General features: G+C 53.6%; 20 protein-coding genes. 15 read left to right on the plus strand and 5 right to left on the minus strand.

The window, feature by feature from the left end:
• Window positions 1-103: 103 nt before the first annotated feature.
• The 4 genes from BLR00_RS01050 to BLR00_RS01065 all read left to right on the plus strand — a co-directional run bounded on the left by BLR00_RS01050 (window position 104) and on the right by BLR00_RS01065 (window position 4,426).
• Window positions 104-1,321 carry an efflux RND transporter periplasmic adaptor subunit gene (locus BLR00_RS01050; RefSeq protein WP_074630409.1) on the plus strand — a complete coding sequence of 406 codons (1,218 nt, stop codon included), beginning with the start codon at window positions 104-106 and terminating at the stop codon, window positions 1,319-1,321.
• A gap of 6 nt (window positions 1,322-1,327) precedes the next feature.
• Window positions 1,328-2,020, plus strand: a complete 693-nt coding sequence (locus BLR00_RS01055; RefSeq protein ID WP_074630410.1) for an ABC transporter ATP-binding protein — start codon at window positions 1,328-1,330, stop codon at window positions 2,018-2,020.
• Window positions 2,021-2,098: 78 nt separating this feature from the next.
• On the plus strand, window positions 2,099-3,256 hold the full coding sequence (locus BLR00_RS01060) for an ABC transporter permease (protein WP_074630411.1): 1,158 nt from the start codon (window positions 2,099-2,101) through the stop codon (window positions 3,254-3,256).
• A gap of 3 nt (window positions 3,257-3,259) precedes the next feature.
• The gene (locus tag BLR00_RS01065) at window positions 3,260-4,426 is read left to right on the plus strand and encodes an ABC transporter permease (protein ID WP_074630412.1); all 1,167 of its coding nucleotides are present in this window, start codon (window positions 3,260-3,262) and stop codon (window positions 4,424-4,426) included.
• Window positions 4,427-4,479: 53 nt separating this feature from the next.
• On the opposite strand, the gene BLR00_RS01070 is transcribed toward BLR00_RS01065, so the two are convergent.
• Window positions 4,480-5,019 carry an NUDIX hydrolase gene (locus tag BLR00_RS01070; RefSeq protein WP_074630413.1) on the minus strand — a complete coding sequence of 180 codons (540 nt, stop codon included), beginning with the start codon at window positions 5,017-5,019 and terminating at the stop codon, window positions 4,480-4,482.
• 222 nt (window positions 5,020-5,241) lie between these two features.
• The gene (locus tag BLR00_RS01075; protein ID WP_074630414.1) at window positions 5,242-6,420 is read right to left on the minus strand and encodes a GNAT family N-acetyltransferase; all 1,179 of its coding nucleotides are present in this window, start codon (window positions 6,418-6,420) and stop codon (window positions 5,242-5,244) included.
• A 264-nt stretch (window positions 6,421-6,684) separates the two neighbouring features.
• On the opposite strand from BLR00_RS01075, the gene BLR00_RS01080 reads away from it, so the two are divergent.
• The 8 genes from BLR00_RS01080 (at window position 6,685) to BLR00_RS01115 (ending at window position 16,146) form a co-directional block, all read left to right on the plus strand.
• Window positions 6,685-8,301 carry an NAD+ synthase gene (locus tag BLR00_RS01080; RefSeq protein WP_074630415.1) on the plus strand — a complete coding sequence of 539 codons (1,617 nt, stop codon included), beginning with the start codon at window positions 6,685-6,687 and terminating at the stop codon, window positions 8,299-8,301.
• Window positions 8,302-8,497: 196 nt separating this feature from the next.
• Window positions 8,498-8,836 carry a P-II family nitrogen regulator gene (locus BLR00_RS01085; RefSeq protein WP_074630416.1) on the plus strand — a complete coding sequence of 113 codons (339 nt, stop codon included), beginning with the start codon at window positions 8,498-8,500 and terminating at the stop codon, window positions 8,834-8,836.
• Between the two features lie 186 nt (window positions 8,837-9,022).
• Window positions 9,023-10,729 carry a M48 family metalloprotease gene (locus tag BLR00_RS01090; RefSeq protein WP_074630417.1) on the plus strand — a complete coding sequence of 569 codons (1,707 nt, stop codon included), beginning with the start codon at window positions 9,023-9,025 and terminating at the stop codon, window positions 10,727-10,729.
• A gap of 111 nt (window positions 10,730-10,840) precedes the next feature.
• A complete protein-coding gene (locus BLR00_RS01095; protein WP_074630418.1) occupies window positions 10,841-11,989 on the plus strand; it encodes an efflux RND transporter periplasmic adaptor subunit in 1,149 nt (382 codons plus the stop codon).
• Window positions 11,989-12,729 (plus strand): ABC transporter ATP-binding protein, encoded by a 741-nt coding sequence (locus BLR00_RS01100; protein WP_074630419.1) that lies wholly within the window; start codon window positions 11,989-11,991, stop codon window positions 12,727-12,729. The genes BLR00_RS01095 and BLR00_RS01100 overlap by 1 nt, the downstream gene beginning before the upstream one ends.
• Entirely contained in the window at window positions 12,726-13,949 is a 1,224-nt protein-coding gene (locus BLR00_RS01105) for an ABC transporter permease (RefSeq protein WP_074630420.1), read from the plus strand. The genes BLR00_RS01100 and BLR00_RS01105 overlap by 4 nt, the downstream gene beginning before the upstream one ends.
• Window positions 13,950-14,153: 204 nt before the next feature.
• Window positions 14,154-15,161: a ketopantoate reductase family protein gene (locus BLR00_RS16560; RefSeq protein ID WP_074630421.1), complete on the plus strand. Its 1,008-nt coding sequence runs from the start codon at window positions 14,154-14,156 to the stop codon at window positions 15,159-15,161.
• A 10-nt stretch (window positions 15,162-15,171) separates the two neighbouring features.
• Window positions 15,172-16,146, plus strand: coding sequence for an NAD-dependent epimerase/dehydratase family protein (locus BLR00_RS01115; RefSeq protein WP_256324184.1), 975 nt, complete (start codon window positions 15,172-15,174; stop codon window positions 16,144-16,146).
• 84 nt (window positions 16,147-16,230) lie between these two features.
• Here the strand turns inward: BLR00_RS01115 and BLR00_RS01120 are convergent, their stop codons facing one another.
• Entirely contained in the window at window positions 16,231-16,923 is a 693-nt protein-coding gene (locus BLR00_RS01120; RefSeq protein ID WP_143007616.1) for a hypothetical protein, read from the minus strand.
• Window positions 16,924-16,999: 76 nt separating this feature from the next.
• Between BLR00_RS01120 and BLR00_RS01125 the strand changes: the two genes are divergently transcribed.
• From BLR00_RS01125 to BLR00_RS01135, 3 genes are all read left to right on the plus strand, one after another.
• Window positions 17,000-17,290 (plus strand): type II toxin-antitoxin system RelE/ParE family toxin, encoded by a 291-nt coding sequence (locus BLR00_RS01125; RefSeq protein ID WP_074630424.1) that lies wholly within the window; start codon window positions 17,000-17,002, stop codon window positions 17,288-17,290.
• An 11-nt stretch (window positions 17,291-17,301) separates the two neighbouring features.
• Window positions 17,302-17,634: a HigA family addiction module antitoxin gene (locus BLR00_RS01130; protein WP_074630425.1), complete on the plus strand. Its 333-nt coding sequence runs from the start codon at window positions 17,302-17,304 to the stop codon at window positions 17,632-17,634.
• Window positions 17,635-18,118: 484 nt separating this feature from the next.
• Entirely contained in the window at window positions 18,119-18,847 is a 729-nt protein-coding gene (locus BLR00_RS01135; RefSeq protein ID WP_074630426.1) for a hypothetical protein, read from the plus strand.
• 156 nt (window positions 18,848-19,003) lie between these two features.
• On the opposite strand, the gene glmS is transcribed toward BLR00_RS01135, so the two are convergent.
• Both glmS and glmU read right to left on the minus strand, forming a co-directional pair.
• Window positions 19,004-20,848: a glutamine--fructose-6-phosphate transaminase (isomerizing) gene (gene glmS, locus BLR00_RS01140; protein ID WP_074630427.1), complete on the minus strand. Its 1,845-nt coding sequence runs from the start codon at window positions 20,846-20,848 to the stop codon at window positions 19,004-19,006.
• A 67-nt stretch (window positions 20,849-20,915) separates the two neighbouring features.
• Window positions 20,916-22,298, minus strand: coding sequence for a bifunctional UDP-N-acetylglucosamine diphosphorylase/glucosamine-1-phosphate N-acetyltransferase GlmU (gene glmU / locus BLR00_RS01145; RefSeq protein ID WP_074630428.1), 1,383 nt, complete (start codon window positions 22,296-22,298; stop codon window positions 20,916-20,918).
• Window positions 22,299-22,547 lie beyond the last annotated feature (249 nt).

Genomic DNA, 22,547 nt, shown 5'->3' on the forward strand with positions numbered 1-22,547 from the left:
TCCGTGGCCCTTTTTGCCAACTGAGTTTGCCAACTGGGCTTTGCCTAGCCGTAGCATTGCTTCTACGCCATAATCATGCGATTGAATCATTCAGGATGCTGTTGTGGCCAACGAAGATCTGTCCCGATTAAAGATTGACCGAAGCGGTAGCGCCAGTATAACCGGCCATAGGAAATCTCCCCGCCTCATTCCCACACTGGCGATCATTGCGGCGCTGAGTCTGTTCATCATCTTCTACTTTCGTACCGGCACCGCGATGGAGGTGGAGTCCGGCACAGTCACCACCGCCTATCCGTCCCAGTCTTTCACGCTGCTCAATGCCACCGGCTATGTCGTTGCACAGCGTAAAGCGGCAGTCGCGTCGAAGGCTACGGGACGAGTCGAATGGCTGGGTGTAACGGAAGGCAGCCGCGTAACAGAGGGCGAGATTATCGCCCGGCTGGAAAACACGGATGTCAGTGCCACGATGGAGCAAGCGGCGGCCAACGTTAGGGTAGCCAAGGCAAATTTGCAGCACGGCCAGGCGGAATTGGTTGATGCCGAGGCAGCGTTCAACCGCAATGGCGAACTGCTTGCCAAGGGCTTTATTTCGCAATTCGCCCACGACATCGCAACCGCCCGCTTTCGTAAAGCCCAGGCGGCTGTCCTGGGTTACCAGGCATCTGTTGGCGCGGCCGAGGCAAACTTTCGCGCCGCCCGGATAGCAGTGGAACAAACACTGATCCGCGCACCGTTTGATGGGGTAGTGCTGACCAAAAGTGCCAATGTCGGTGATGTAATAACGCCCTTCTCATCCGCACTCGATGCCAAAGGCGCGGTAGTGACGATGGCCGACATGGATACGCTGGAAGTCGAAGCCGACGTATCCGAGTCCAACTTACCCAAAGTGAAGCTCGAACAGCCCTGTGAAATTCAGCTGGATGCGATGCCTGACGTACGATTGCGTGGTGTGGTTCAACGCATCGTGCCGACAGTGGACAGGGCCAAAGCCACGGTGCTGGTAAAAATCCGTTTTATCGATCGCGACCCGAACATTCTGCCGGAAATGAGCGCAAAAATCGCTTTTCTGGAGAAGGAAATGGCCGTAGAGCAGCGCACTGCGCGCACGGTGGTTCAGCCGGATGCCATTGTTCAGCGCAACGGGAAGAATGTGGTATTCATCATGAAAGACGAGAAAGCAATTGAAACACCTATCGAAACCGGTGACAAAATTGGCGATATGATTGAAGTTCTGAAAGGTCCCAAGGCGGGTGACAAAGTCATACTACGCCCCGGCGATGGACTCGACGATGGAGACAAAGTCAAAACAGCGGCGAAATAAAGACGCATGGAAAATCTTCCGGAGCCCATTGTCCAGATCAGGCAGGTCACCAAAAGCTACCATCGCGGCGAGCAGCGGGTGCCGGTCCTGACGAATATCTCCTTCGATATTATTTCCGGCGACTTCATCGCCTTAATGGGACCTTCCGGTTCCGGTAAAAGCACCCTGCTCAATCTGATTGCCGGGATTGACAAGCCGGACAGCGGTTCGCTAAAAGTTAACGGAGTAGACATCGCCACGCTTTCCGAAGCGGATCTGGCCGACTGGCGTGCGGCCAATGTTGGTTTCATTTTCCAGTTTTACAATTTGATGCCGGTACTGACCGCGTTTGAGAATGTTGAATTGCCGCTGCTATTAACGCGGCTTTCGCGCGGCGAGAGGCGAGAACGCGTAGCGTTGGCATTGTCAATGGTGGGACTGACTGACCGGATGGAACATTATCCTTCGGAGCTATCCGGCGGTCAGCAGCAACGCGTGGCGATTGCCCGCGCATTCATCACCGACCCCGTGATACTGGTGGCAGACGAGCCCACCGGAGATCTCGATCGCGCATCGGCAAACGATATTCTCGCCATGCTTGAGCGCCTTAACAGCGAGATGGGCAAAACCATCATTATGGTGACGCACGACCCGCATGCGGCTAAATCGGCCCATTTAATTCGACATTTGGAGAAAGGCGAACTGGATGTAACAAATTGATAAAACAGGAGATATCTTACCCGACCTGTTCTCTTCAGACTTCTTTCATTATCGGCGTATCCACGAATTTTTTCAAAAATGCATTTCCTGAAGCTTATCCTGAGAAATACGTTGCGCCACAAACTACGCACCAGCCTGACCGTGCTGGGCCTGGTGGTGGCAATACTCGCTTTCGGGCTGCTGCGCACAGTCGTGGATGCCTGGTATGCGGGTGCGGAAGGCGCCTCATCGGCGCGACTGGTGACACGGAACGCAATCTCGCTGGTCTTTCCGCTACCCATCAATTACCAGGAACGAATTCGCAGAATTCAAGGTGTTACGGCCATCTCCCATGCGAGCTGGTTTGGTGGGGTATATGTCACGCCAAAGAACTTTTTTCCACAATTCGCCGTCGATGCAAAGACCTATTTTAATCTTTATCCCGAGTACCTCATTCCACCCGCTGATATGAAAGCATTCCTCACCGACCGCAAGGGCTGCGTGATCGGCCGCAAGCTGGCGAACACGTATGGGTTCAAAATCGGCGATATCATCCCTCTGCGCGGCACGATTTATCCTGGCGCATGGAGCTTTACGGTACGGGCTATTTATGATGGTGCGGAGGCGGGAACCGACACATCGCAGTTTTTCTTTCACTGGGACTATCTCAATGAAACCATGAAAAAAGCGGTTGCCCGCAGGATCGACTGGATCGGTGTCTACGTGATCGAAATTTCCGATCCCGACAGAGCCGCGGAGATATCGACTGAAGTGGACACGATGTTCAGAAACTCTCTTGCCGAGACCCTCACCGAAACAGAAAAGGCTTTTCAACTAGGATTCGTCTCCATGACCGAGGCCATTGTGGTGGCGATACGCATCGTTTCGTTCCTGGTGATTTTCATTATCCTTGCGGTAATGGCCAATACCATGGCAATGACGGCGCGCGAACGCATCGCCGAATATGCCACCCTCAAGGCACTGGGTTTTGGTCCGTACTTCCTCGCCGGATTGATTTATGGAGAATCCCTCGCTATTGCGCTGGCTGGCGCGGTGATTGGCATTCTCCTTACCTTCCCTGTTGCCGACAGGTTCAGCGAACAGGTCGGCACGCTGTTTCCCGTATTCGGGGTTTCCCTGGAAACCGTTTATATGCAAGCCGCCGCCGCAATCGCGGTCGGCATTACAGCGGCAATACTGCCCGCCTTTCGTGCCGCGCGGGTACCCATCGTGGAAGGATTGAGGAGCATAGGTTAGTTCATGTCCGTTCCTCTTTCCTATATATGGCGTAACCTCGCCGCCCGCAAGCTGACTACCCTGCTCACCGCGGGGGGCATGGCACTGGTGGTGTTTGTATTTGCAACGGTACTCATGCTGGAAGAAGGACTGAGGAAAACACTGGTGGAAACCGGCTCACCCGACAATGTAGTTATCACCCGCCGTTCCGCCGGGACTGAAGTACAAAGCGTCATTGATCGCGAGCAGGCCGCCATTGTGGAAAACCAGCCGGAAGTCGCCTACAGTGCGAACGGTTTGCGGCTGGCATCAAAAGAAACGATAGTATTGATTTCCCTCGCCAAGCGCAGTTCCGAAAAGGCTTCCAACGTATTGATCCGCGGCGTGGGGCAAAAAGGAATCGAACTGCGTCCGCAGGTAAGGATCACCGAGGGACGCATGTTTCGCCCCGGTTCAACGGAAATTATTGCAGGCAAGAGTGTCGCCGAGCGCTATCAGGGCGCCGGTGTCGGCGAAACACTGCGCTTCGGGCAGCGTGAATGGACGGTGGTCGGCATTATGGACGCGGGTAAAACCGGTTTCGATTCTGAAATATGGGGCGATGTGGACCAGTTGATGCAGGCATTTCGCAGGCCGGTCTATTCTTCGGTGATATTGAAACTGAACGATCCCGCGATGCTTTCTCAGCTCAAAACCCGCATTGAAAATGACCCGCGCCTGACTCTGGAAGTCAAGCAGGAAAGTGTCTTCTATGCCGAGCAGTCGCAGCTGCTGGCAAATTTCATTCGCTATCTGGGAATGATACTGTCGATTATTTTCTCCATCGGCGCAATTATAGGCGCGATGATCACCATGTATGCCTCTGTCGCCAACCGTGCGACGGAGATCGGCACTCTGCGCGCATTGGGATTCCGCCGAAAAAATATTCTGGCCGCTTTTCTCGTGGAAGCACTGATGCTTGGCGCGGCGGGAGGCGTGGTCGGACTGGTATTGGCATCGTTCATGCAATTCTTCACCATTTCCACCATGAACTGGCAATCATTTTCCGAGCTCGCGTTCAGCTTTACCCTGAATGGCGCGATTATTATCAAGTCGTTTGCATTTGCGTTAACCATGGGAATTGCCGGCGGCTTTCTTCCCGCCGCACGCGCTGCGCGCCTGAATATCGTGGACTCGCTACGGGCGGCGTAACGCTGCCAGTCAGGTCGATTTGCATACCCTGCGCATTCCTGCGGCGCGGTGAATTACTTGCGAAGCTCTTCTATGGTGCCCATGTGAAAACCTAATTTTCCTTGTTGGCGTTCCTCAAAGTAACGTTTCAGTGGCTCATGGATAACCCGAAACGCCAACGTATCCCAGGGAATCTCCGCCTCTTCAAAAAGCTGGACGTCCAGGCTCTCGATACCAGGTTTAAAATCCAGATCCAGCAATCGCGCACGAAACAGAACGTGCACCTGATTGATATGGGGAATATTATAAATGGCGTACAGGTTCCCCATTTCAACCCGTGCATTGGCTTCCTCCAGCGTTTCGCGGGCGGCACCCTGGACCAGCGTTTCGGCATTTTCCATGAAACCCGAAGGTACGGTCCATAAACCGTGGCGCGGCTCAATGGCGCGCCGGCATAGCAATATCCTGTCCTCCCACTCGGGTATGCAGCCCACCACTATCTTCGGATTCTGATAATGAACAATGCTGCACGCGGGGCAAACATAACGCGGCAAGTTATCGCCTTCGGGAATGCGGAATTCAACCGGCGTGCCGCAATTACTACAGAATTTCATTATCCTAAATCCGGCAGTTGGACAGGGTGGAGTGTGCGGTTTTTGGGGTGCAGGGCAAGGCGCAACGACGCGGAATGGTTATTCCATTCCAAGAAGTTGCAACGCAGCCATGTGCCGCAAAAATTGTGCAATCTGCCCTGTAGCGAAATCACCAAAGAAGTGAAGGTCTGGTGACAAAAAAGTTCTTTATGAATCATAAGTAATAAATCAAAACGTGAGTGATCAACTACCGGGTTTAGGATTACCTCTTTTGTCTTTCCTGAATGGCGAGCTCTCATTCAGCTCATCCAGATAATGATTGATATCCTGTGCTTCGTGCTTCAGATAATTCCCGATAGCGGCGGCGAATTCGGGGTGTGCAAGCCAGTGCGCCGACCAGACACGTACGGGAAGAAAGCCGCGCGCAAGCTTATGTTCCCCCTGTGCGCCGCCTTCAAACAACGCGATACGATGGGCAATACAGAATTCGATGGCCTGATAGTAGCAGGTCTCGAAATGCAGTCCAGGGACAAATTCCATCGTACCCCAATAACGCCCATATAACGTGCGGGAGTTATGCAAATTTAGCGCGGCGGCAACGGGTTGATCATCGCGCAACGCCAGAATCAGCAATAGATTTTCCGGCATGCTTTTGCCGAGCCGCAAGAAGAATTCCAGATTGAGGTAAGGCATGGAATGGTGATCGCGGTAAGTTTTATTGTAGCAGTTGACAAAGAAACGCCAGTGATCATGACTCGCATCATATCCGGACAGCCACTGAAAGCGGATACCTTCCGCATGAACCTTGCGCCGTTCCTGCCGGATTTTCTTGCGTTTGCCATGGCTCAACTCCGCCAGAAACCCGTCGAAATCTTCATAACCGCCAACCTCCCGATTTCTCCAGTGAAACTGGATACCGTGCCGTAACGTCATTCCCGCCATCTCCATTTCCAGCGCCTCATCCTCGCGGGGGAACAGGCAATGGAACGATGACACGCTTGTTTCCACGTTTTTGTCTTTCGCCATTCTCAATGCAGCCGAAACCAGCAAGGCGCGATGCTCCGCGGTTCCCGCCAGCAACCGCTGTCCGGTGACGGGGCTGAAAGGTACCGCGCTCAGCAGCTTGGGGTAATACGCATGGCCGCAGCGTCGATAAGCATCCGCCCAGGCCCAGTCGAATACATACTCCCCATAAGAATGGTTTTTCAGATAAAGCGGCAACGCGCCCCGCAGGGTGCTTCCTTCCCACAGGGTGATAAATTGCGGCAGCCAGCCAGTTTTCCCTGAGACGCACCCAGTATCATGCATAGCGGAAAAGAATTCATGCTGCAGGAACGGATCGTCCCCGGCCAGCATGTTCCATGCCTTCACAGAAATACCGTCGAGCGAATTGATTACTTTTACTTCAAATCCTGGAATCATGAGGAATTTTCACGCACGTACGGGGATCGCCGCAGAGTGGTAGAGCGCCAATCAGCAAAGCGCACCGCGCTGAATGTCGATTTTCACATTCAAGCACATTTTCATGGTCCCCGCCAGCATACCCGCCATGCCGGGAGCAGTCTTGCGGCCCGCGAAGGAGGATTCATTCTGGTATTATCCCAGGTTCCAAGTCAGGTTAGCACCGTTAACCCGACAACCTCCTGCCAGCAACGCAGAGATAGTGCCCATTAACCCTGCCTCATCATGAAGCTCGCCATTGCCCAGATTAATTGTACAGTCGGCGACCTTGGCGGCAATATCCGCAAAATCCTCGATTACGCCAATCTGGCTAAAAGTGCCGGAGCCGGGTTAGTTGTCACACCCGAGTTGGCACTGTCGGGCTACCCGCCGGAAGATCTTCTCCTGCGCAACGGATTCCGGCTCGCGTGTGAACAAGCGCTTGCAGACCTGGCCAAAGAAATAAGTGGCGTAACGCTACTGGTAGGGCATCCGCATCTCGCGGATAACAAGCTCTATAACGCAGCCTCGATGATACGCGACGGCAAAATTATCGCCACCTATCACAAGAATCTGCTTCCCAATGACTCTGTGTTCGACGAACGGCGTTATTTCGAGCCAGGTTCCGATTCCTGTCTGTTTGAACTGGAAGGGATAAGATTCGGCGTCAACATCTGTCAGGATATCTGGCAAGGAAATACAGCCACCCGCGCCAGAAAGGCAGGAGCCGACGTGCTGATAGTGCTCAATGCTTCTCCTTATCACATGCACAAACAAGCCTTGCGCCACCAGATTGTGCGTCAGCGCACCAGCGAAACGGGAATGTCCATGATTTATGCCAATCTGGTAGGCGCACAGGATGAACTGATATTCGATGGTGCTTCCTTTGCAATGAATGGCAGAGGTGAGCTAACGCATCAATTCAATACGCTCACGGAAACCCTTGGTTTGATCGAATTGCAAAACGGTGCTCCCGTACACGGGGAAATCACAGCGTCGCAAACGCTGGAAGCAACCGTTTATCAGGCATTGTGTCTTGGCCTCAAGGATTATGTGGGAAAGAACGGCATACCGGGCGTACTGCTGGGGCTTTCCGGCGGCGTGGATTCAGCGCTCACGCTGGCGATCGCGGTGGATGCGCTGGGCGCCGCCAAGGTAGAAGCGGTCATGATGCCGTCACCCTTTACCGCTGATATAAGCTTATTGGATGCGCGCACGATGGCCAGGACATTAAATGTGCGCTACAGCGAGCTTTCCATCCAGCCGGTGTTTGACGAATTCCTTGATACGCTGGCAAAGGGGTTCCCGGAGCCGCCTGGTCATAATCGCCCCGATACCACGGAGGAAAATCTGCAAGCACGCATACGCGGCAATTTACTGATGGCGCTATCCAACAAATACGGTTCCATTGTGCTCACGACAGGCAACAAATCCGAAATAGCCGTAGGCTACTGTACGCTTTATGGCGATATGGCGGGCGGCTTCGCGGTGCTGAAGGATATCACCAAAACCCTGGTGTACCGGCTTTGCCACTACCGCAATACGCTGGGCCACGTGATCCCCGAACGCGTCATCAGCCGCGCGCCTTCGGCCGAGTTGCGTCCGGACCAGACCGATCAGGACAGCCTGCCGCCTTACGACGTACTCGACGGCATCGTTGAAGCGTATATGGAGCACAATTTGTCGTTGCGGGAAATCCTGGAAATGAACTATGCCGAAGCGGACGTGCGGCGCGTGGTGCACCTGATCCGCCTGAATGAATATAAGCGCCGCCAGAGCCCGCCCGGTATCCGAATCACCCAGCGCGGTTTCGGCAAGGATTGGCGTTATCCGATTACGTCAAAATATCAGGATGAGTTTTAATAACCTATGAACAATCGGCAATCAAGCGGGATTTAAAATTCCAGAACCCCGTATAATCAGCTTCCAAATACGGCGGAGGGCTACCACACACCGCTGCTATAAACACGACCGTAATTCGTTATAAAAAAACACATCCGACTAAGTTAACCTAAGTTAACTCAGGACAACCAGGGTAACGTATCATGAGAAACGCAACATGAAGAAAATCGAGGCTATTATCAAACCTTTCAAGCTCGACGAAGTATGCGAAGCGCTCAATGAAGCCGGCGTGAGTGGATTAACCATCACTGAAATCAAGGGATTCGGCAGGCAAAAAGGTCACACTGAGCTCTATCGAGGCGCGGAATATGTGGTGGATTTTCTGCCGAAGATAAAAATTGAAATAGTGGTGCCTGAAGCACTGGTGGACGGCGTTATCGATACCATCGTTAACGTTGCGCGCACCGGCAAGATTGGGGATGGCAAGATTTTCGTCACCAGTATAGAACAGGTGGTGAGAATCCGTACCGGCGAGATAGGCGAGACAGCAATTTAAAACCCCATACCTTGTACGAATGCCGGCGTCAGCGAAATTATGGAAGGAATACGGATCGCCTGGTTTCGGCATTAACGTCCTTCTCTGATTATGTTGTAGCTTTGCACCCACGCACTGTCCCCTCGTGTTCCCTGCCAAGTACCGACGCACGTTGGAACTTCATCCGGATACGGTTATCTTATCCTCATGAAATTTCGCTATTTGATGGTGGCTTTACCGCTACTGTTCCCGGCCAATATTTTTGCCGCGGGGCTACCTGATCTCGGCGATGCATCCCAGGCGACTTTTTCGCCACAGGAAGAGCGTGAACTCGGACTGCGGATCATGCGCGAAATTCGCGCAGACCCCAGTTATCTTGACGATGCCGAAGTCGCCGGTTATCTCACCCATCTCGGGAACCGTTTGCTTCTGAACTCACGTGAGTCGCGTCCCGACCAGGAGTTCGAGTTCTTTGCGATAAAAGATCCGATGATCAATGCGTTTGCACTGCCCGGCGGCTTTATGGGCTTCAATACCGGCCTTATTCTGACTGCGCAAAGTGAATCGGAGCTGGCTGGCGTAATGGCGCATGAAATCGCGCACGTGACCCAGAAACACCTCGCGCGCATGATTGCCGGACAGCGATACAGCATTCTAACCTCTCTGGCGGCAGTCGCATTGGCGGTTCTGGCTTCGCGCACAAACCCGCAGGCGGCGCAAGCCGTTCTGATTGGCTCGCAGGCCCGCCAAATTCAGTCGCAGCTGGATTTCACCCGTGACCATGAAAAAGAGGCCGATCGTATCGGCCTGAATATACTGATTAGCGCCGGTCTTGATCCACGCGGGATGTCGGAATTTTTCGAACGTTTACAGACGGCTGGAAGATTCCGTGAGAATGGCGCACCTTCATACCTGCGCACCCACCCCATTACTTATGAGCGAATCGCGGATATTGATAACCGCACGCATAGTTTGCCTTACCGCCAGGTTCCCGACAGTCTCGATTTCCAGCTGGTGCGAGCCAAGCTGCGAGCCACTATGGGTACTCCCGGCGAGGCGGTTGAATTCTTTGACTCCGCTTTGCGGGAGAAGCGTTATAGCACTGAAGCTGTCGAGCGCTATGGACTGATCAGTGCTTTGTTGCGAGACAGAAAATTCTTACGCGCGGACAAAGAATTAATGCAACTGTATGAAAACTTGCAGTCCGACGCCGATGAGGCCTTGGAGAATCACCATTTGACCGCAGCTCCCCAGAATATCTATAAAACACCGCTGTCGAGCGATATGATCGAGACACTTGCGGAGCGTGCCCGGCTCGCCGTGGGGCAACCCGCGGAAGCGCTCGATATTTACAAAACCGACCCACGAATACATCGGCCGCACCGCGCATCGAATCATTACACCAGCATGGACAAAACGCCGGAAAATCACCGCCTCGGTACCACGATCCAGATTACACGTAAAACATTACAGCCAAGCGCCATGATCGAAACCCTTGCGGCACGGGTCAAACTCGCCATGGGGCAAACCGCGGAAGCGCTCGATATTTATGAAGCCGCGCTACGAACCTATCCACAGCACCGGGCATTAATCTACGACTACGCCGACGCGCTGCTGCGCGCCAATAGCGCCGATGCTGCGCTCAAGTTTGTTAACCAGCAATTGCAATATATGCCCAACGACATACGTCTTTATCAGCTGCAGGCACAAAGCTACGGTGCGCTCGGGGACATGATGATGCAGCACCGCGCGCAAGCGGAGGTCTATACGCGTCAAGGCAACGTCCATGCCGCTATCGAACAGCTGCAGATCGCGTTGAAAGGTGACGATGGCGACTTCTACCAGAAATCCAGCGCGGAGGCGCGCCTCAAAGAATTGCGCGTCCTGGCCGAGGCGCAAAAGAAAGAGAAATGAGACCCGACAGGCCATTCTCGCTGACAGGATGATTTCTAAACACAGCGCACTCAGGTAACATTCGGCTTTCATTTTTTCCCACCCCTGGCACTGGATATTTCTGAGTTACGTATGACATCTTTCCCCCGCGCCAGGCTGCTTGTCCTCATCGTGGCACTGCTATCAGCCTTGATTGGTTTTTGGTACTGGCAAACGAAACCCGGCTCCAGTCAGGAACGCTACAAAACCCAGGCAGTGGACCGCGGCGATATCGTACAGAATATCTCCGCCAACGGGACCCTCAACCCCGTTGTGCTGGTTAATGTCGGCACCCAGGTATCAGGGACGGTATACAAGCTTTACGCGGATTTCAACGACACGGTCGAAGAGGGGCAAATACTGGTAGAACTCGATCCATCGCTGTTTCAGGCCCAATTGCGGCAGTCGGAAGCTAATGTAATAAACGCCCGAACAGCGTTGAAGCTGGCCAATAACAAGATGACCCGTAACCGTGCCCTGGTGGAACAAGGCTTTATTTCTCCCGATGCCCTGGACGCAGTCGAACAAATACTCGAGGGCGCTCGCGCCCAGCTTGCGGTAAGTGAAGCACAGCTTGCACGCGATCGTACCAATCTCAATTACAGTGTGATCCGTTCACCCATTTCCGGCGTAGTCATTGCGCGCAATGTGGATATCGGCCAGACGGTGGCGGCAAGCTTCCAGACGCCCGTTTTGTTCCAGATTGCCAAGGATCTGCGCCAGATGCAAATTGACACCAGTGTGGCGGAAGCGGACATCGGCCAGCTGCATCTCGGCCAGGTGGTCAACTTTACCGTCGATGCTTTTCAGGAGCGTGAATTCACCGGCACGGTGAAGCAGGTGCGCCTCAATCCCACTATCCAGCAGAATGTGGTGTCATACAATGTGGTCGTCGCGGTGGAGAATGACGAAGGGGTACTGCTCCCCGGCATGACCGCCAATGTACGCTTTACCGTCAATCAGAAAAAAGACGTGCTGCGGGTTCCCAATGCGGCATTGCGCTATAAGCCGGCCGAGAACGACTCGGATGCCGTGACGCCAGCCGCCAGGCAGCCAGGCAAGCAAATGGTTTATCGGCTGGAGGAAGGCAAAGCCGTCCCCATCAGTATCAAAACCGGCATTGCCGATAACAGTTTCACCGAAATCCTCGGAGACGCGATCAAGCCCGGCGATAAACTGATCATTCGTGAGGTTGCCGACAAGGACAAGTCCGGCAGTAAACTCAGGTTCAGAATGTTCTAATGTCCCCCCTCGAACACCACGTTGCCGGTGAAACGCTGCTCAAGGTGGAGAATCTTTGCAAGATTTACAGCCTGGATAGCGGGGTTAAAGGAGGCGGAACGATCAATAGCCAAGTGCTGTTCGATGTGAACCTGACTATTGATCGAGGAGAATTCGTCGCCATCATGGGGCATTCCGGTTCCGGCAAATCCACGCTCATGAATATACTTGGCTGCCTGGACACGCCTACCAGCGGGCACTATTGGCTCGATGGACGCGATATCGCATCGCTTTCGGACGATGAGCTCGCGCGCGTGCGTAATCACAACATCGGTTTCGTGTTTCAGGGTTTCAACCTGCTGAAACGCATGACGGCGCTGGATAACGTCGCCACTCCGCTCCTCTATGCCGGGGCGACCCGCTCGGGAAGCCGCAAGCGCGCGCTGGAACTCTTGCGTCAGACCGGCTTGGGGAATTTTGCCGCGTATCAACCCAATCAGCTATCCGGCGGACAGCAGCAGCGCGTGGCGATCAGCCGCGCGCTGGTCAACAATCCGCAACTGATCCTTGCGGATGAGCCCACCGGCAATCTCGACACCCAGACCAGCCGTGAAATCATGGCGATTTTCGAGCAGCTCAATCGCGAGCAGGGTATTACGATTGTGCTTGTCACGCACGAAGACGACATAGCCGCCTGCACCCGGCGGTTGGTTCGTTTGCAGGACGGGCGCATCGTGCATGACGGCGCGGTGCCCGCATGAGTCTTCTCGCAATCATCGGCGAAGCACTGCGGGCGCTGCGGCTCAACCGCCTGCGCACCGGCCTGACCATGCTCGGCATGATCATCGGCGTGGCAGCGGTGGTATTGATGCTCGCTGTGGGCCAGGGTGCGCAAACCACGGTGAATCAGGCTATCAGCTCGATGGGCAGCAATCTTTTCATCGTCGTACCCGGCGCCACTTCTTCAGGCGCGCTGCGTTCCGGCGCCGGCAGCGTGCAAACCCTGACGATGGGCGATGCGCAAGCCATCGCGCATCTGCCTTCGATAAAGGCGACGGCGCCGCTCATCACCGGTACGGCGCAACTTAATTATGGCGCAAATAACTGGAGTACCTCTGTTACGGGCGTCACGCCGGATTATTTCAAAGTGCGTGACTGGCCTGCGGAAAGCGGCGCATTATTTACCGAGGCCGATTTGCGTTCCGCCGCGCGCGTCGTAGTGCTAGGGCAATTGACCGCGAAAAACCTCTTCGGCGATGAAGACCCAACGGGAAAGACTATTCGTATCAAAAACAGTCCTTTTCTGGTCGCGGGCGTCCTCGCCCCCAAAGGACAAAGCCTGGACGGACGCGACCAGGATGACGCCGTGTTTATTCCCATCGCCACCGGACAAAGTCAGATTTTTGGCAACCAGTTTCCCGGAACGATACGTTTTCTGATGGTACAAGGCCGATCGGACGAAGTGATGGATGAAGCCGAAACCGAAATTAACCAGTTGTTGCGCCAGCGCCATCGTCTTGCCGAGGGAACGGAAAACGATTTTACCGTACGTAACATGGCTGCGCTCGCCGCCGTGGCAACGGGTGCAGCCAAAGTCATGTCCATCATGCTGGGCTCCATCGCATCCATATCATTGCTGGTAGGCGGCATCGGCATCATGAATATCATGCTGGTGTCGGTAACCGAGCGTACCCGCGAAATCGGCATCCGCATGGCCATCGGCGCCAACCGCCGCGCCATTCTCACCCAATTTCTGCTGGAGGCGCTGGTCATCTGCATCATGGGTGGACTCATAGGCGTTGCCATTGGCATCGGCGGTGCCTGGGCCGTGAGTCAGGCGACGGATATGGTGGTGGTGATCACGTTCGGGATGGTCGCACTGGCATTTGCTTTCGCCTCCGCGGTGGGGATATTTTTCGGGTTTTATCCGGCGAGAAAGGCGGCGGCGTTGAAACCGGTGGAAGCGCTGCGGTATGAATGAAGCACACGCCACAAAATGCATAAATCTTGCGAAAATAGGCAAGATCAATAACTGTGATCTATCCCGGGTACTCTCATCCCGGGTGCTACCGTGCTCCGGTACCTCATGCGCAGTTATTGATCTCAGTGATGCTGGATATAAACTCAAAATTGAAATGATGGAAAATACTGGACTATCCACCTCAATGAGGCGACACTTTCAACTATGAAATCATCAGCTCATATTATTGGCGCCGGAGGCATTGGCATTGCCGCAGCGGCATGTCTTGTGCGGGCTGGCTGGGATGTGACGATGATTGAGTCAAACCCTGAAAAGGTTGCCGCTGGATGCCGCAAGGAAATGACGCTTGATGGCCAGCCCATTCAAGGCGTGCACTTTGTCCACTTTGATGAGTGGGTGCCTCCCACGGACAAGGTGGTACTGCTATGTACAAAAACATTCGACAACGCTGCCATCCTGCAGCGCCTTGCGAATACTCAAACACTGGTTTTCCCCATTCAAAACGGCTACGACAGAACACTTGAACAATGTAGTCACCCTGCGGAAGCCATTGCTTCATTCGTTTCCCAATGCCCTAACAATCGCCTCAGTGCTCGCATCACGCGCGCCGGGGCACTACATATTGGACCACGGCGCAAAGTAAGCAGCGGCGAACGTGAATGCATCAACGCGCTCGTCTCGGCGTTTGCCAAAAGCAAGCTATTTCCAGTCGAGTGCGTCGCGGATATTGGGCCATTTAAATCGACAAAACTGATGTACAACGCCGCTATTTCGCCGCTGGCGGCAAGCGCCGGCGTTGACAATGCGGAATTGCTCATCGATCCCCTCACGCAAAAACTGTTCTTCGCCTTGTTGCGGGAGAATTATTCTATCCTGCGTCACGCCGGCCTCAGGCTGGAAAAGATCGGCCCATTCCATCCCGACACGGTCATGCGCATATTGCAAACTCCCCTCCTGCCCAGACTCATGGGACTGTTCTTCCGCCCTTCGTTGCGTGGAACATATTGCTCCATGAGTCCGGATATGGGAAGCGGTTACACGGAAATTGATGCTTACAACGGACACCTTATTCGGCTTGCAGGCTACTTTCCTTGTCCAATCAATAACGCCGTTATCAATCTGGTTGATCGAATCTCTCGCGAACGGCTCGTTCAGACACGAACGCATCTTCACCACCTCGTGATGTCACTTCCGAATGGAGTATTGAATTGAATTGAATTTGGTGACAGGGGGGGCGGGGTTTATCGGGTCACATCTCGTCCACCAATTACTCAACAACAATGAACTCGTGCGGGTGCTTGAGCATCCCTCTACGATGGTAGGGCACTTGCCCCTTGAGCGCATTGAACTTGTTCGAGCAGATATTCGTGACTCAGGTGCGATGCGCAATATCATGCGTGGCTGTGACCGTGTCTATCACTTGGCTGCTGATCCCAACCTTTGGCGTCGCAATCGCTATGAATTTGACCAAATCAATCATGTCGGTACGCTCAATGTCATGCATGCCGCCCTCGACAGCGGAGTAAGTCGAGCGTTATATGTAAGTACCGAAAGCATTCTCACCTCTGATCAATCCTGTGGCGAAGCCGTTGAGTCTGTGCGCTTTCGCGAAGAAGACATGATCGGACCCTACTGCTTGAGCAAATTCCGTGCTGAACAAGCGATGTTCAAGCTTGCCGATGCCGGTGCCCCGATAATCGTATGCAGTCCCACATTACCCATCGGACCTGGAGATCGAAATCAAACGCCTCCAACTCGCCTGGCAGTTGCATTTTGTCAAGGGAAGATTCCAGCATACCTTGATTGCGAATTGAATTTGATTGATGTTCGCGACGCTGCTGACGGATTGATGCGTGCGATGCAACGGGGTCGACCTGGTATTCGGTATTTACTCGGCGGACACAACTATCGATTGATCGAGTGGCTTCAAGTTCTTGGAGATATCGTGAATCGCTCGGCACCACAATGGACTATTCCCTATTCGGTGGCACTGACCGTTGGATGGTTTAGTGAATTGTGGGCCGACCACATCTCGCATCGGATGCCTATGACGACTGTCACGGGCGTGCGGCTTACAAAACGTTCCATGCACTTCGATGCTTCAGAAACCTTTGCCGAACTGGGTTTGAAGCCACGGCCCGTGGAAGAATCGACACGGGATGCGGTAAACTGGTATCGTCAGCAGCGTTGGATATAACCCGGCGAAATCCCGCGGCACTTTGATATCTGTTGCATGCGGCGGCGTTGAAACCGATGGAGGCGCTGCGGTATAAATAAGAGTTTATATCAGAAAGTCCAACATGCCTGATGGGAAGCCCACTCCGTAGTTATTATTCCGGAATCGACGTGCCTGCTGGGGCATGAAGTCAGGATCGATGAACTCTATCCTATCAAACAACGACGGTTGAGTTCTTGCTCGTACGCCGGATAGTTTTAAACGCCGCCGAAGCGTATCAACCACAATATGAAGGTATTCAGCAGCGTCTTCCACGTTCCAATCAAACCTCATAAGCAGCAGAACGTAGGCTGATGCTTCCGAATAACTGGATCGGATCAATTCTAAAAAATCGGCAGAATCTTCTTTTTGCTGCAACCACACCAGGGGATCAGATTCAGGGGGTGCAGCAAGTAGCAACGCAAGTAGATTTGTTGCGGTATCGCTATCCTCGCTATCCCAACCCTCATCAAGCTTAATGGCATAGCGGGTCTGTTTATCTGCAAATTTTACAAGCCTGTTATACAGCGCACCCAGAATTGTTTCCTGATCGTCGGAATTAGTAAAATCAATTGAATATCCGCGCTGAGCTTCGATATCGAAGGCAATCACCCAGACCTCAGATTGGATATCATCAATTGTCATATAACCGAACGTGTTATTAACAATTCTTCGCAAGGCTTTTTCTCTACGGCTCAAAAAGTCGTTATAGGAATCAAGAATTGACACTTTAGAAAGCAGTGCTCTTGCACCGTCCAATAATCACCCAACAAAGTAAGCGCCAGTTGTGTATCGTGTAGCTTGACACGATACATTCGCTTGAATAATATCGGCTATGAAGATCAGAAATGTAATCCATAAGGGATTACGTCGATTTATCGAGGGTGACGACGCTTCGGGCCTTCAACCAGCGGTCGTGCTCAAGGTACGCAAAATCGTTTCCTTCCTCCAGGACATGGAGAGGGAGGATGAGTTGCGAACGGTGCCCAGCTGGAAAGCCCATCCACTTACCGGAGACCGCAAAGGCACCTGGAGCCTCTTCGTGACCAAAAATTGGCGCATGACATTTCGCATCGAACAAACCGGGATAGAGATCATCGATCTCGATTATGAAGACTACCACTAAGGAGGTGGATTATGAACGCAATGCAGGGAATCCGCATGAGGAGTCCGGCCCATCCCGGCGGGTTCGTAAGAACAGAGATTATCGAGCCGCTTGGGCTTTCGGTAACTGGCGCGGCACAGGCCCTCGGGGTGACGCGCTCCGCGCTGTCCACTTTTCTCAACGAGCGTGCTTCGCTGTCGCCGGAAATGGCGCTTCGCATCGAAAAGGCCTTTGGTGTTTCGATGGATACGCTCATGCGGATGCAGAACAGCTTTGAAATAGCCCAAGCCCGCAAGCGGGAGGGGGAGATTAAGGTGTCGCCCTTTCAAGGGAAGCCGGTGAACCCTCCGCATTCACAAATCTAAACCATCACGGATAACATAACTGCGTTTGCTACCGTAACTGCTGGTGCAATCGTGGTCTGTCTCCAGTACTTTCAAGTTTAGCCCTGAAAAAATGCGGTGGAAGAAAATTTTCCATGACTCTTACCCGCGGCGGTATGATTTAGACTTGACCCCATAGCAATTTTATATTTGGCAACGCCCCGAATCTCTGTATAGATATCGTCAGAGGAAAGTGAGTAGCGCCTGGAAAATCAGGATAATTACACAAGATGTGCGGGTCGGAATCAGATAAATTACTTTAAGAGAGATGGAAAACCGTGGTTTGTTCCATTTCTCCTCACAACTGTCGTCCGAAACAAAATGGGATTCCCCTGTCGTGTACAATGGATGTAAGTTTGGGTGATGGTGTAAGGGAAAACACGCCGCTTAAGCGGAGTACTTGTGGGGTTCGAATCCCCACCACCAAAGGCCATCACCCAAGTGGCCTTTGGTGGTGGATGTACAGATGCCGAGAAATCCAACCAAACTCTATAGCCAGCACGTTGCCAACCTTCGAGAGCTGGAAGCGGCATTGAGCAATGTTGCGCGCCTAGCGCGAGCCGCAATTGCCTCCAACGATCCGCAGCGTAGCCTACGAACGCTCTTGCGCCTGTATGCCTTTCTTATCGGCGCCTGGGCCGAGTGTCGGCTTCGAAAACTCCTACATGAGGAATACGGTTTCGCCGAAATCGAGCGTTCTCCCATACTCGACAAGCAAACTCAACTTGAGCAGTGGGAGGCCATGGTTGACGCGGCATTCCGCAAGCATCATGGTCTGCCAAAAGCTGCACTTAATGAGCGTACTTTGGGCATTGCGCACGCAGCGCGACGTACTGCTTTACTGAGCGCATTGCATAATGAACTACGAATTGTGATCGAGATCAGAAACAAGCTCGCGCACGGACAATGGATCTATCCATTCAACTCGAATGGCACAGAGGTTGAACCCGACAAGCACAAACTCATAAACAAAGAGAATTTACTCTCGCTGGAATTCAAGCTTGCGCTACTTGGTCACCTAGCCGACGCCGTTCATGACCTGGTTGTGAGTCCTCGCACATTTGAGCGCGACTTCGAAAGTCATTTCAAGAAGCTATCCCAAGTTCGAACAAATCTTGCGCGAAGAAACTATGACAAGTACGCTCAATCACTTATTAACTCACGTCGATCCGCGCGCACGACGAGAGAAATCTAACCTCTCATTCTAATAAACTCTTCTCGGCAGCAGCTAAAAACGTTTTCTACCGCCTCGTACATCAGCTCTGAGGAAGATTGATCACCAGCGCAGTGTCGTTTGCGGACATGGCTTGACATCATAGGTCAGATCAGGTCTGGGGTATCACACCTATAATTACTCCACCGTCACCGATTTCGCCAGATTTCTAGGCTTATCCACATCGGTGCCTTTTTGCAGCGCAACATGATAAGCAAGCAATTGCAGGGGGATGGTATGAAGGATGGGGCTGAGCGACCCGGCATGTTCCGCCAGGCGAATGATATGCACGCCTTCGCTTTCCTGAATGTGGGAATCGGCATCGGCAAAAACGTAGAGTTCACCGCCGCGCGCGCGGACCTCCTGCAAATTGGATTTGAGTTTTTCCAGTAGCGCGTCGTTGGGCGCAATGGCGACCACCGGCATATCCTTGTCCACCAGTGCGAGCGGACCATGCTTCAATTCCCCAGCGGCGTAGGCTTCGGCGTGGATGTAGGAAATTTCCTTGAGCTTGAGCGCGCCTTCCATGGCGATGGGATAGTGTACGCCGCGTCCGAGAAACAAGGCATGACGTTTTTGGGCAAATCCTTCTGCCCAGATCTTGACCTGCGGTTCCACTTGCAGCGCATGTTGCAGCGCGACGGGCAGGTGCCGCAGCGCGGCAATGATCTCGCGTTCGCCCTCATCGGATAACTTGCCGCGCAGTTTTGCCAACGTCATGGCAAGCAGCATCAGCGCCGCCAACTGGGTGGTGAATGCCTTGGTGGAGGCGACGCCAATCTCCGGGCCGGCGCGGGTTAGAAAGCGCAGATCGGTCTGCCGCACCAGGGCACTTTCCGCCACATTGCAGATGGCAAGGCTGTGGCGATGCCCGAGGGATCGGGCGTAGCTGAGCGCGGCCAGCGTATCCGCTGTCTCCCCCGATTGGGAAATCCCCACCACCAGCGCGTTGGGGCTGGCAACCGGGTCACGGTAGCGGTATTCGCTGGCAATCTCGACAGTGCAGGTCAACCCCGCCAGCGTTTCCAGCCAGTAGCGCGCAACCAGGCCCGCGTGGTAGCTGGTACCGCAGGCGAGTATCAGAATGCTGTCGGTGGTTTTGAAGATATCCTCCGCTTCGCTGCCAAACAGGCGGGGAGAGATAGAGTGTGCATTGAGCACCATTTCCAGCGTATTCGCCACGACACCCGGCTGTTCGAATATTTCCTTCTGCATGAAATGGGCATAAGGTCCCATATCCACCGCTTCGTTGGTGAGCTCACTTTCATGGATGGGGCGAATCACTTCCTTGCGCGTACCATTGTGGAGGCTGACAATCCGGTAGCCGTCGCGGCGCAGCTCGGCCACATCGCCTTCTTCCAGGTAGATCATCTGCTTCGTCACCTGCAATAAGGCAGAGGCGTCGGAGGCCGCATAGTTGCCGGATTCGCTTAATCCCAATAACAGTGGTGCGCCGTTGCGGGAAACAACGATACGCTCTGGATGCGCTTCTTCCATCACAGCGATGGCATAGGCGCCTTGTAATTCGTCTACGGAACGGCACACCGCCTCGAAAAGATCGGAGGTTTCCCTCAGATTAAACGTAATGAGGTGAGCGATAACTTCGGTGTCGGTGTCAGAAGTGAATTGAAATCCCAAGCTCTGTAACCGTTGCCGCAGGAGTTCATGATTTTCGATGATGCCGTTGTGCACGACCGCCACTTTCGAGATTTCACCGGAAAAATGAGGGTGGGCGTTGCGCTCGGAAGGTGCGCCGTGAGTCGCCCAACGGGTGTGGGCGATGCCGATCTCGCCGTGAAAATCCTGCTCGTCCGCCAGCTTGCTGAGTTCGGCGACCCGCCCGGTGGTGCGCAATCGGTGCAATCCGCCATTCATCAGCGCGAGCCCGGCGGAATCGTAACCCCGGTATTCAAGACGCCGCAAACCTTCCAGCAGGGCCGGAACAATGTTATTTCTGGCTACCGCACCGACTATTCCGCACATTGATCGATTTCCTCTCTGTTTCGTTCCGGGGAGTTACAAGATTGAGAAAGTTTTGCTGTTCCACATTTCATTTGTCGCCCTTCGGTTTTTTTGCGGGCCGCTTCCATCCATCGACACTCATCTGTTTGGCGCGTGACAACGTCAGTGTCTCCGGCGGTGTATCTTTGGTGATGGTCGAACCTGCGCCAATGGTCGAGCCTTGCGCCACTCTCACCGGCGCGACCAGTTGCGTATCGGAGCCGACAAAAACGTCGTCCTCGATGATGGTCTGGTATTTGTTGGCGCCATCGTAGTTGCAGGTAATCGTCCCGGCACCGATGTTGACATTCTTGCCCACTATGGAGTCGCCGATGTAACTCAGATGATTCGCCTTGCTGCCGGCGGCAATGGTGCTATTTTTGACCTCGACGAAATTACCGATATGCACTTCGTTGGCAAGCCTTGTTCCAGGACGGATGCGGGCGTAAGGGCCAATGCGGCAATCCTTGCCGATTTCAGCGGACTCGATCAGGCTGAAGGGGGCAATCGCCGAGCCCGCCGCAACTTTGACATTTTTCAGAATACTGTGAGCGCCGACTTTCACGCCGTCGGCCAGCTGTACATGGCCCTCAAAAATGCAATTGATGTCGATCTCCACATCCCTGCCGCAGTCGAGTCGGCCGCGAATATCGATACGAGACATATCGGCCAGGGTCACTCCTTGATCCAGCAGTTTTTTTGCGTACTCATTCTGGTAAATACGCTCAAGCGCGGTCAGGTGCGTCTTGCTATTAACGCCGCTCGTTTCCCAATCGTACGCAGGCTGGGCTGCTTGCACCTTGACGCCATCCTTGACCGCCATCGCCACAATATCGGTCAGGTAATACTCCTTTTGCGTATTCTTATTTTCCAGCTTATGCAACCAGCCGTGGAGATATAGATTTGGAATCACCATGATGCCGGTATTGATCTCGCGGATTTGCCGCTGGGCTTTGCTGGCGTCCTTCTCTTCGACGATGGCAACGATTCCACCCGTTTCATCATCCCGAACAATTCTCCCATAGCCGGCGGGGTCAACCAGCTCTACCGTCAGCAGGGCGAAACTTTTCGACTCCGCCGTTGCGATCAACCTCCTCAGGGTTTCGATGCTGGTCAGCGGCACATCGCCGTACAACACGAGTGTCATGCCGGTGTTGTCCAGGTGCGGCAGCGCTTGCATCAGCGCATGGCCGGTGCCCAGTTGCGGCGTCTGTTGCACCCAGGTAAGGCCCTCGTCGCCAATCGCTTGAGGCACGGCCTCGCCGCCATGTCCGTAGACCACACAAATGCTCTGTGGCGACAATGAGCGGGCCGTATCGAGCACATGTCCGAGCAAGGGTTTTCCGGCCAGCGGATGTAAAACCTTGGGCAGTGCCGAATGCATGCGCTTGCCGAGTCCGGCAGCGAGAATGACGATATTTAAATTAGACATTAAGAATAGTAAAGAATCCCGGCTGCAAGCAGCAGGCATGACTATTTTGTGTATTGGTCGCAGACGGTAAACAGTTCAGGGAAATACTATTGATCCAGCGAGCAAACAGTATAAGCGTCATGTCAGCGGAAGCCGGTATCCAACGAGATGCAAAGTACACCATTACCGGTTTTGGCTGGATTCCAGATCAGGCCGGAATGACGAAATCATGGTATTTTCTCGGCGGACAAATAACTATAAACGTTTCGG

It is taken from the genome of Nitrosospira multiformis (genome assembly GCF_900103165.1).
Taxonomy (GTDB): Bacteria; Pseudomonadota; Gammaproteobacteria; order Burkholderiales; family Nitrosomonadaceae; genus Nitrosospira; species Nitrosospira multiformis_D.